The sequence below is a fragment of the Thermoplasma sp. genome, from assembly GCF_008709555.1.
In the GTDB taxonomy this organism is placed as follows: Archaea; Thermoplasmatota; Thermoplasmata; order Thermoplasmatales; family Thermoplasmataceae; genus Thermoplasma.
Genome location: NZ_VYIJ01000027.1, coordinates 1 through 10445 on the forward strand (window position 1 = coordinate 1; position 10445 = coordinate 10445).

The following is a 10445-nucleotide window of genomic DNA, read 5'->3' on the forward strand; positions in this document are numbered from 1 at the left end:
ACCGATGAACAGGCCGATCCATTCCCAGGCTGTCACACTTATCATTAGATCATCTCTGAACAACATGGATATTATTCATGGATATAAGAAATTTTCTCACGATTGTAATAAATAGTCATATTCATGAATTTAATAATAGAAAGCCACTAACCTGATAAAGATCAGAATACAATTACAGCATCGAATAAATAATATGAAGTTAATTTACTAAAACTAAAAATAACTTTATATTATTGGCATTCATTACTCTTTATGGAAGAGCATGTATCTAGAAATACGAAGATTTACCTCATAACGTATGGTTTATTGTTTCTTCTCACTGGCCTCATGTTTCACATGCTATCCTTGTATACAAGCATCATAGGTGGAAGAAGCATCAGTTCACCATACGTGACTGGCACTTTTTATTCTCTGGGTATTCTATCCTATTTCTTCGGAATAAGACACGGTTTTGACGCCGATCATTTAGCCGCCATAGATAACGCAACGCGAAAACTGATGCAGGAGGGGAAGAGATCAAGGTATACCGGAGTCCTTTTCTCGCTTGGGCATTCCACTGTGGTGATCCTGCTTTCACTGATGGTAATCGTGTCCATCAGGATCACAGAGAACACCATGCCCAGGCTTGAGCAGATCGGAACAGTAGTTGGAACACTCGTGAGCGCATTCTTTCTCTTTCTTCTTGGAACTCTTAACCTGTTTGTCCTCAGAGAGATCAGAAGGGCATACAGGCTCAGCGTCCAGAATGCCATGAACGATTCTGAACTTGAAAATATACTCTCCAAACGCGGTTTCATGAACAGGTACCTTGGAGGGCTGTTCAGAATTATAAAGAACGAATTCTACATGTATCCGATAGGGTTTCTGTTTGGCCTTGGATTCGACACCGCATCAGAGACGACGCTGCTTGCCATTTCCGCAGCCGCCTCCGGGGTATTCAACAGCGTACCCATATACACCATTCTGATATTCCCATTTCTGTTCACGACAGGAATGGTACTGACGGATTCAAGCGATGGGTTCTTCATGAACAGTGCATACGGCTGGGCCTTCACTGGAAGTCCGAAGAAGAAGGTGTGGTTCAACCTGACCATGACATCGATATCGATCACTGTAGCATATGTGATCGGTGGACTGGAGACATTGGGGCTTGCGCAGCAGGAATTCAACCTGAATGGTACGTTCTGGAGACCAATATATGTGATAAACGATCTGGCCTGGGGGAACGTTGGACTCGTCATAGTGATTATATTTGCACTCTCGTGGACAATTTCATATATCAAATATCTCAGCGCTCAGAGATCACGCCCATGCGCACAGGAGGATATGTGTCAATCCTGATCAATATTGCTAGAATATGAAACCATTTCTCCAAGATACCGGAAGGAAAAAAAGAATCTTAATATGTTTTCGATATACTTAAATTTTATATATAATATATTACGTATAAGTTGCAATTATCTTTAAAATAACGAACCTTTCTTAGAATATATCAAAATTTAAATTAGCCACAGATGAGAAATTTTATATATTTATATCTTCATATCCATTTATGGGAGAACAAGGTAGCATACCATCTGATACAAATATATCCTACGTTGAGAACCAGGACAAAAAACTGAGAAAGGCCCTCTCAACATGGGACCTCCTGATGCTAAGCGTTGGCGGGATAATCGGATCAGGATGGCTCTTTGCTGCATACGCAGCATCCATATTATCTGGTCCCGCCTCCATACTTGCATGGGTGCTCGGCGGCATAATCGTCATTTTCATAGCACTCGTTTATGCCGAACTCGGATCGATGATACCGAGATCTGGTGCGATAGTCCGATACGGCCATCTATCGCATGGAAGCTTCGCAGGTTTTCTCTTCGGATGGGCGTATTTCTTAAGCGCTGTGTCAGTTCCGGCCATAGAAGCTGAGGCTGTGGTCACGTATGCAGCCAGCTATGTTACGAAGCCCGCACTGATCGCCAACGGCATAATGACAGGCCTTGGAACCGTCATAGCTATGTTACTGATGATAGGCTTCTTCTTCCTGAATTATGCCGGCGTTCATATAATGGGTAAGACGAACCAGGGACTCACATGGGTCAAGGTCATAATACCTGTGATAACGATACTTGTGCTGATATTCGTTCACTTCAAGCCGTCAGAGATCATACCGAGCAATGGTTTCATGCCATATGGGTGGGCTCCTGTATTTGCGGCCATATCCAGTACGGGCATAGTATTCTCATACTTTGGCTTCAGGCAGGCCATAGACTATGGTGGCGAAGCAAGAAATCCACAGAGATCCATACCTATAGCAACGATCGGGTCAGTGCTAATAGGAGTGCTCATATATTCTCTGCTCCAGGTTGTATTCGTGGGTGGCATAGACTGGTCAAAGGTAGGCCTTGTACCGGGGCAGTGGCAGCAACTCTCAACTCTGGCCTCTGCATCAAATGCAGCCACTGCATACCCTTATGCGTATGACCTGATGAATGCCCCGTTCGCAACCGTTGCGCTTTCAGCCGGGCTGGTATGGCTCACATACACGCTCTATGCAAGCGCATACCTGGCGCCTTCTGGAACGCTGAACGTATATATGGGAACCTCTGCCAGGACGCTTTATGGAATGGCGGTCAACGGACATCTTCCCAAGACGTTCGCGAAGATAGAGGAGAGGAACAGGATACCCCTGATACCGCTTATAACCACCCTACTGGTTGGTTTCCTTTTCTTCCTGCCTTTCCCAAGCTGGTATAAGATGGTCGGATTCATCAGCGGTGCAACGGTGTTCACTTACATAGTCGGTGGAGCTGCGCTGATGAACCTGAGGAAGCAGGCTCCTGAACTGAAGAGGCCTTTCAGGCTTCCTGCTGCAAGCGTAATGGCGCCCATAGCTTTCATACTCGCATCTGAGGCTGTGTACTGGACAGGCTGGCCAACCACCCTCTATCTTGCCATAGGCATATTCGCGGGTTTGGTTCTTTATGGAGTTCTTGCAGCACTGCACAGGATAGACCAGAGTTTCAACAGCACAAACATAAAGGCGGGGCTGTGGGTACCCTTCTTCATAATCGTTCTCACGGTACTGTCATACCTCGGAGAATATGGCGGAATAGACGTTATAAAGTTTCCACTGGATCTGGTAGTTGTGGCAATAGTCAGCGCACTGTTCTACTTCTGGGCAATAAGAAGCGGAATAAAGACAGAGGAGATAGCAGCAATGGTTGCCAATGAGGACCAGTACGTTTAAAAAATATAAAAAATTTATATTTTTATATTGGAAAGATCCACTCCTCTTGTTTCTTTTGAAAGAACCGCGGATAGGAGTATGAATATCTCCCCTATTATCACGAAGACGCCCCACCACGCATAGAATGTTCTGGACGTGAATGTGACGATGAGAAGCAGGAATACCGTGCTCCAGTTGCCAAGGATAAATCCACCGTTGAAGCCTATACCTGTTCCTGTACTCCTCAACTCAGTGGGGAACTTCTCCGCGAGATATGATGGTATAACGCCATACACACCCGTGGTCACGAATGCTATTATGCTGGCAAATATCAGGGCTCCTGTGAACCCAAGGTAATGTCCCATGATCAGATACGTCAGCGGAAGTGCAAGCACTATGGCCATCGCTGAGAATACCATCATGGTGGGCCTCCTGCCGATGGCATCGCTAAGGTATCCAGACACCATGTATCCTGCGAGCGATACAAGTATGGCCGTTATGACCACGTATATGAAATACGGGAACTTCATGAATGCATGCACGGACAGCACCGTGGGAAAGAAGCCGAGCGTCAGGCCGTAGACCCAGGCTATACCTGTCATGGCCAGTGCACCAAGTATTACGTTGTACGCCATCCTGGCATTGAACGATCTCTTCTGCGTTCCCTTTTTCTTGACGCTCTCCTCCCATAGCACCGATTCTGGCATCCTCAGCCTTATTACAAGGCCGATAACAGCCGGTATCAGGCCTATCCAGAACATCCATCTCCAGCCCGTAACATCGAAGCTTGTCCCTGGAAATACATAATGAAGATAGAGGAATATGGAGGCTGCAAGCGTGTATCCTATTGGGTACCCACTCTGAACGGCCGCACCCCATATACCTCTGCGTTTTCCGGATATTGATTCCATTATGATGGATGATCCATTGCCGTACTCGCCACCGGCAAATATACCTGTTATTGCTCTGAACAGGAAGAGGAGAACTGGCGCTATTATGCCTATGGCTGCATACACTGGCAGGAAACCTGTGGCGAAGGTTATGAGGCCAAGACCAAGAAGCGTTATGAACATGGTGTTCTTTCTTCCTATCCTGTCACCAAGCCGCCCGAAAATGAAACCTCCTACAGGCCTGAATACAAAGGTAGTCGTGTATATGCTCCATGTTCCAACTATTGCCAGACCGTAATGAGCCGGGAAAAACAGATTGGCCAGAACCGGAACGAGGAGGAACATCATGCTCAGGTTGAAGGCATCCATGATCCACCCAACCAGAGCACCTGGATACACTGACCAGACATTTATCTTTCTTGTCATAGAAGAAGCGTACTCCATGAGTGCGGATTACCTGAGTGAAAATAAGATTGCCTCTAACATGTTACGATATTGTGAGATTTTCTTTTATTCATTATTACAAGATAATGAATATAAAGATATTTCTACCGAATTGCGATGAGCCACCATGGTCTGGAAAAAGACGGTTTCAGTGAAGGCACTTGAACATGCTGGCGGCCATATAGCCGTCAATGTTGATGGAAACGTGATCTTCATAGCAAAGGGCAAGGATGGTTTTCACGGCCTGAATGCCGTATGCTCACATGCAAAGTGCATACTAGGAATATACGAGGAGGACAGCATGACTGTTAGGTGCCCGTGCCACAGCGCAAGATTCGAGATAAACACTGGAAAGATGATCGAACCTCCGTCGGTTGCACCCAATGCTCCCATGGAAAAGCTTGGCCTGAAGGTCTACGGCGTCAGGGAGAATGGGGGGTTCCTGGAAGTGGATGTTGACTGATCCTCTATAAATTTATACTTTTTATTTTTTGTTCAAAGTTCAGCAATCCCTTATGTTTGTACCTATTGCTTCTCTCTGGATTCTTCAGGGAAAAGGTCCTTTGATATCTTTCTGGCCTTGATCGTGGACGATTCTATGGCCCTCATTATTGATGTCCTTATCTTTCCGTTCTCGAGTTCGTAGATGCCATCTATGGTCACACCGCCTGGAGTAATGACCTTTTCCTTTATCGCAGATGGATGATCTCCGCTCATGGCAAGGAGCTTTGCCGATCCCATAACTGTCTGGTAGGAGGCTTTCAGTGCTATGCTTCTCGGAAGACCTACCTTGAGGCCGCCATACATCATGGCTTCAATTATCGTGAGTATATACGCCGGGCCACTGCCACTCAGTGCTGTCAGAGCGTCCATATACTTCTCATCCACCTGCTCTGTTTCGCCGAAAACGCCAAGCACTCGCCTTACAAAGGAAATCTTTTCCTCATCCTCTTTCAGAACGCAGAATGGAGTATATCCGGCATTCACCTCAGCCGCTATGTTGGTCATGGATCTGACTATGAAGGAGTCCGGGAGGATCTCGTGTATGATCCGCATGGGAACTGCCGCAGCCATGGACACAACTATCTTTCCCCTCAGACTGTTGGACAGTTTTCTGATCTCTGAGACAAGATCCGCAGGTTTCAGCGTCAATATGACCATATCGGATGATGACACGGCGCCTGCATTGTCTGATGTTACCTCAATTCCGTACGACTTCAAGCCGGCGTTGAGATCCGGCCTTCTCCTCGTGGATATCACCCGGTAACCGGCCTTTGCAAGAGATATGGATATGGCGGATCCTATGGTCCCTGCACCTATCACAGATATTGTTTCCAAATATGATCCCGGTGGATCATTTTTCATCATATTATTAATTCTTTCTGAAGTATTCAGGCAATATGTCCAAAATACATGTTGTTTCAGATATTAGGATCATGCTGCATCTACCGTTATGTAGAAATCCCAAGGACTTGTCTTTGCCTCATCTTCTCTGACTGCAATCACGTGATCCTGCGGAAATGGCATCCTGTCATTCTTGGCAACGTGCACAGCCACAGATAGATCTGCTTTGATCTTTTTAACGACAAAGGATGATCCGTCTTCATTGACTGCGACAACGCCGGCTGAACCGAGATTGAGCCTTTCACGCAGGTTACCCATTTCTACGAAGAACTTGCGCATATCCTCGTCTATAGAACCCCATGGGAAACACCTCCTGTCGTCAGGATCCCTGCCTCCATCAAGACCAGCCTCATCTCCATAATACACTGTGGCAATACCGTCGATGATATAAAGAATCGAATACGCAAGCTTTACCTTCTTTCTATCTCCATGGAGCATCCTGAGTATCCTTGGGGTATCATGGGAGTCCAGGACATTCATCATGTTCTGCTGCTTCTCTATACCATTTACCATGATCATCCTCTGGATCCTATCGTAAAATTCACCCGCGGTTATTGTTCCCTTAACCATATCCAGGATGGCACTCCCAAGGAAGTAATTTGTGTAGCTCTGCCAGTCTGTTGCATTGACAAGATAGGTGGGAAGGCACCATGCCTCACCTATATGAAGCTTGTTCTTCCCTATCTCAGCCATAACCTCCTCGAAGAACTTACCGTAAATGGAGTGCGCCACGTCATAGCGGAATCCATCAATATTGAACTTTTCTATATAATACTTCAGCACATCCATGCAGTACCTTCTTACCTCAGGGTTTCTGTGATCCAGCTTTGGCATGCCTCCGTAACCCATGAACGTCTCGTATGGGGGATAACTGCCTCTCTTACCCCTCCCTCTGAAGACGATGAACTCATCCCTATGGAATATGTACCAGTGATAGTATGGAGAATTTCTGCCATTTTTCAGGACATCACGGAAGAACGGAAAATCCGTCGAGGTATGATTGAAGACCATATCGAGAATGACTTTCATTCCATGATCGTGCGCATCCGATACCAGATTCTTCAGATCCTGATCCGTACCTAACATTTCGTCTATGCTGTAATAGTCATCTACATCGTACCTGTGGTTTGACTTGCTCTTGAAGATTGGATTCAGGTATATATGATCGACATGCAGATCCCTGATGTAGGATAGTTTCTGCCTTATGCCTTCGAGGTTTCCTCCAAAGAACGAGTCTCGCTTCGGCCTCTCTCCCCATCTTTGCAGATCCGGGCTATCCGGACCTGAACGGAAGAAACGATCCGGGAATATGTGATACATTATCTTAGAACGGTGATCCGAGTTTATCTTCTTTACAGCCCTGTAGTAGCCTTCGGCAGGATACCTTCTATGGTCTATCTCGAAGGCATAGCCTGAAACTCCAGAAACCACAAACTCAACTAAATCGTAGGTGGCCTGTGAAGATCTCCTTGAATACAGAATTGATACATTCGATTCGGTAAGAATGTCAACCGAAACCGTACTCTTTGGCACCGCAACCCGTATGTCCATGATGCCATCGTCAAATATGCAGGAGAACTGGGAGCGATCCGGATCATGGTGCATGGCATCAAGCCAGATCGAAAGCCGGAATAGGCCTGATCTTGACTGCCCGCCCCTCACAAAACCATACTGATCCAGCGCAATCCTGAATTCATATTTATCTGGGACAAGACCTTCTATCTCATTTCTTCCGTTGTTTTTCTGCTGCAGAACTATGCTGCCTTCGCCATTGCAGTTGAATGAACCTTCAAGATATATCGTTTCAGCATCTATATCGGATAGAGTTACATTCATCTTCCTGAAAAAAGAATCGTTTACACTGATATCCGTACCGATCATAAATTCAGATACAACGTTCTGTAATATAATCATGGTGTTCGGTGATTTTGAATTGTGACTCGGCCTAATCCAGGCAACAGCCACATCATTCAGTGCATTTCCACATGAGATAGCTTACTTAGAATACCTCAGGATCGGGTTTTACAGGTTTCCCCAGACCCCAACCCTCATTAACGGAGAAATAATACCATCACAAATGGTATCTGAGGCCAAGAGTATCGCATTCCTAAGGCGTTTTCTCAAGGGCTCCGGCAACACGGAACAGAGAGTCATGGATCTATCGATAGGTGACGGGGCCCTGTGGTCGATCTACAGTTCGATAACGTCTCCGTACATAGTACCGCTGGCCATACTGCTGATAGGATCCTCTGCTCCAGTGGGCTTCATAACAGGCATTCCCGTCATCGCGGTTCCATTCTCTCAGATCGCAGCTTACAGGATACTCAGGAGATTTGACGATCTGAAGAGTATCACCATCGTTACCACTTTTCTCGATCGCTTACCGTGGCTTATCATCGCACTGCTCATATTTGTGCACACGCCCTATTTTTTCTATATTCTTCTTGCATTGCTTCTTATGAGGAGCTTTTTTTCCTCGTTTTCTGGTACAACATGGACGCTCTGGATCCCGGGTATGATAAGTGAAAGAAACAGGGATGGTTATTTCTCCACAAGGAACATGGTCATGAAGGCATTCGGGATAGTTGGATATCTCATAGCCATTTCTGTCTTCATAGCTGTGAACGGATACAGGTTGGACTACTTCATAATATTTGTGGTATCATTCATATTTTCTGCGCTCTCAATAAATATAATGAGAAATATTCCTGCGGCCAAGGTGAGGGATGTCTATTCCACTTCATCCACCGGGTCAACGGAGACTGAGTTCGTCCTTGCAGTGCTGCTCATATCTCTTATCGGTTTCGGATACTATTTCTCACAGCCTTACATAACGCTTTACCTGCTTGGGAAACCATACCTCAACCTTGGATCCACCATATACACTGCAGTGCTGATATTCAGCGGCATCATATATATTGGTTCGCAGAGACTTGGAAAGGTCCTGTCTTTGAAAGCCGGATACAAAATCACGATCGTGATCGCAGCCTTGCTCCTGATCGTCCTCTTCACAACACTCTATATAAGCCACGCTTCCGCTTCTGTTGTGCTGATAGTTATCCTGATGTCCATACCGGTTTCCATTTACTCACTGGCCTCATTCAATATGGCTGTGAGCAGATCCTCAGGCGAGAACAGGGTAAGAAGGACAAGCTATTACACCATATCAAACAGTATTGCACTCTCGGCAGGCCCCATAGCCGGAAACATCGTCTACAACACGATCCACAACCTGCATTTGATGTTTCTCATATCGGCCGTAATTCTATTGGCTACCGTGCCGGTTTCATTTTACATTGGAAGGTTCGATACGACCCGATCAATCCGATCTCCTTGAGTTTCTCCTTATGCTCTTCCAGGTGAATCCCTTGAACCGCTCCTCGTTTTCTACACGCCCAATCTCATGGTAACCATACTGTTCCCAGTATCCATCCCTGTAATCATCTATGAGTTCTATAAGTGTGAGCCACTTTGCACTCTTCCAGCCATAGAGATCTGGTATGAATGGCCTTGCTGGAAAACCGTTCTCCTTCTTCAGTGAGGCGCCGTTCACCCTTATAGCAACGAGTGCTTTATCAGAAAGTGCATACTCGAGAGGTACCGGCGTGGAATATCCATCCGCTGACCAGAACATAACCCATGACGCCTTCTGATCCGGAACGCTCCGTCCTATGAGTTCTGATAATGACGGACCTTCCCATACCACGTCCTTTATAGACCACTTCGTCACACAGTTGAAATCCGCGGTATATGTTATGTGCGGCATGCTTTCGAGATCATCAAAACTGTAACACCTCTTCTCCTTTACGAGGCCATCGACACAGAGCCTCCATCTATTCAAGTCTATCTCAGGTTCGCCCAGCGCATCATATATTATGAAATTAGATATGTATCTCTGGCCCGGATTTTTAACTTCTACTCTGTCCACGTATTCCCATAAACTACCCGTATATAGCATTGATCTCAGTCCATGCTGGACAATCTATATATATCGAGGCAGGATCGTATTACATGGAAAAGGATGTTAAAGGAGCTGGTTTCGTTCATCATTCCTCTGACGTTGAAGACCTGCCAATGGAAGGTGGGGCCACAATAAGATGGCTCATAACCCACAGAGATGGTGCGGAGAATTACTCTATGAGGCTTATTACGGTAAAAAAGGGAAAGTCGACACCGCATCACCATCATGACTATGAACATGAAATATTCATAATCTCAGGCAGGGTTAGGGTTGAACTTGATGGAAAGACGTATGTGGCGAAGGCTGATGACTTCATATTCATTCCTCCCAATGTGGAACATGGTATGGATGCAGAAGAGGATACAAGGATGATATGCGTTGTACCGGTAAAGGCTGCAAGAATGATACTTGGTGAATGAGAGCCCGATTTTAATTAGCTATGTCATCAACCAATCTAATAATTGACTTTTGATTAAGTTATGGTTGTTATCTCATAACGATATAGATTTGAAATTTTTAATTA

The 10445-nt window shown here is 45.6% G+C and carries 9 protein-coding genes; 5 read left to right on the top strand and 4 right to left on the bottom strand.

The window, feature by feature from the left end; translation table 11 throughout:
• Positions 1-252 precede the first annotated feature (252 nt).
• Entirely contained in the window at positions 253-1341 is a 1089-nt protein-coding gene (locus F6Q11_RS07095; RefSeq protein ID WP_297027774.1) for a HoxN/HupN/NixA family nickel/cobalt transporter, read from the top strand.
• A gap of 211 nt (positions 1342-1552) precedes the next feature.
• On the top strand, positions 1553-3244 hold the full coding sequence (locus tag F6Q11_RS07100; protein WP_297027777.1) for an APC family permease: 1692 nt from the start codon (positions 1553-1555) through the stop codon (positions 3242-3244).
• 14 nt (positions 3245-3258) lie between these two features.
• Here the strand turns inward: F6Q11_RS07100 and F6Q11_RS07105 are convergent, their stop codons facing one another.
• On the bottom strand, positions 3259-4557 hold the full coding sequence (locus F6Q11_RS07105) for an MFS transporter (protein ID WP_297027779.1): 1299 nt from the start codon (positions 4555-4557) through the stop codon (positions 3259-3261).
• A 127-nt stretch (positions 4558-4684) separates the two neighbouring features.
• Between F6Q11_RS07105 and sdx the strand changes: the two genes are divergently transcribed.
• Positions 4685-5020 carry a sulredoxin gene (sdx, locus tag F6Q11_RS07110; RefSeq protein WP_297027782.1) on the top strand — a complete coding sequence of 112 codons (336 nt, stop codon included), beginning with the start codon at positions 4685-4687 and terminating at the stop codon, positions 5018-5020.
• A 62-nt stretch (positions 5021-5082) separates the two neighbouring features.
• Here sdx and proC read toward each other — a convergent pair whose 3' ends face one another.
• Together proC and F6Q11_RS07120 are read right to left on the bottom strand one after the other, a co-directional pair.
• Complete coding sequence (proC, locus tag F6Q11_RS07115) at positions 5083-5895, bottom strand: pyrroline-5-carboxylate reductase (RefSeq protein WP_297027784.1); 813 nt, start codon at positions 5893-5895, stop codon at positions 5083-5085.
• Positions 5896-5991: 96 nt separating this feature from the next.
• Positions 5992-7842, bottom strand: a complete 1851-nt coding sequence (locus tag F6Q11_RS07120; RefSeq protein WP_297027787.1) for a glycoside hydrolase family 13 protein — start codon at positions 7840-7842, stop codon at positions 5992-5994.
• Between the two features lie 196 nt (positions 7843-8038).
• Between F6Q11_RS07120 and F6Q11_RS07125 the strand changes: the two genes are divergently transcribed.
• Entirely contained in the window at positions 8039-9298 is a 1260-nt protein-coding gene (locus tag F6Q11_RS07125; RefSeq protein WP_297027788.1) for an MFS transporter, read from the top strand.
• Here the strand turns inward: F6Q11_RS07125 and F6Q11_RS07130 are convergent.
• On the bottom strand, positions 9281-9889 hold the full coding sequence (locus F6Q11_RS07130) for a sulfite oxidase-like oxidoreductase (RefSeq protein WP_297027790.1): 609 nt from the start codon (positions 9887-9889) through the stop codon (positions 9281-9283). The two genes, F6Q11_RS07125 and F6Q11_RS07130, sit on opposite strands and share 18 nt — an antisense overlap.
• A gap of 83 nt (positions 9890-9972) precedes the next feature.
• On the opposite strand from F6Q11_RS07130, the gene F6Q11_RS07135 reads away from it, so the two are divergent.
• Entirely contained in the window at positions 9973-10341 is a 369-nt protein-coding gene (locus tag F6Q11_RS07135) for a cupin domain-containing protein (RefSeq protein WP_297027793.1), read from the top strand.
• Positions 10342-10445: the final 104 nt, after the last annotated feature.

Bases quoted from the DNA above. Each gene is read 5' to 3' on its own strand.
- F6Q11_RS07120 (WP_297027787.1), bottom strand. From the start codon at position 7,842: ATGATCGGTACGGATATCAGTGTAAACGATTCTTTTTTCAGGAAGATG.
- F6Q11_RS07125 (WP_297027788.1), top strand. From the start codon at position 8,039: ATGGTATCTGAGGCCAAGAGTATCGCATTCCTAAGGCGTTTTCTCAAG.
- sdx (WP_297027782.1), top strand. From the start codon at position 4,685: ATGGTCTGGAAAAAGACGGTTTCAGTGAAGGCACTTGAACATGCTGGC.
- F6Q11_RS07095 (WP_297027774.1), top strand. From the start codon at position 253: ATGGAAGAGCATGTATCTAGAAATACGAAGATTTACCTCATAACGTAT.
- F6Q11_RS07135 (WP_297027793.1), top strand. From the start codon at position 9,973: ATGGAAAAGGATGTTAAAGGAGCTGGTTTCGTTCATCATTCCTCTGAC.
- F6Q11_RS07105 (WP_297027779.1), bottom strand. From the start codon at position 4,557: ATGGAGTACGCTTCTTCTATGACAAGAAAGATAAATGTCTGGTCAGTG.
- F6Q11_RS07100 (WP_297027777.1), top strand. From the start codon at position 1,553: ATGGGAGAACAAGGTAGCATACCATCTGATACAAATATATCCTACGTT.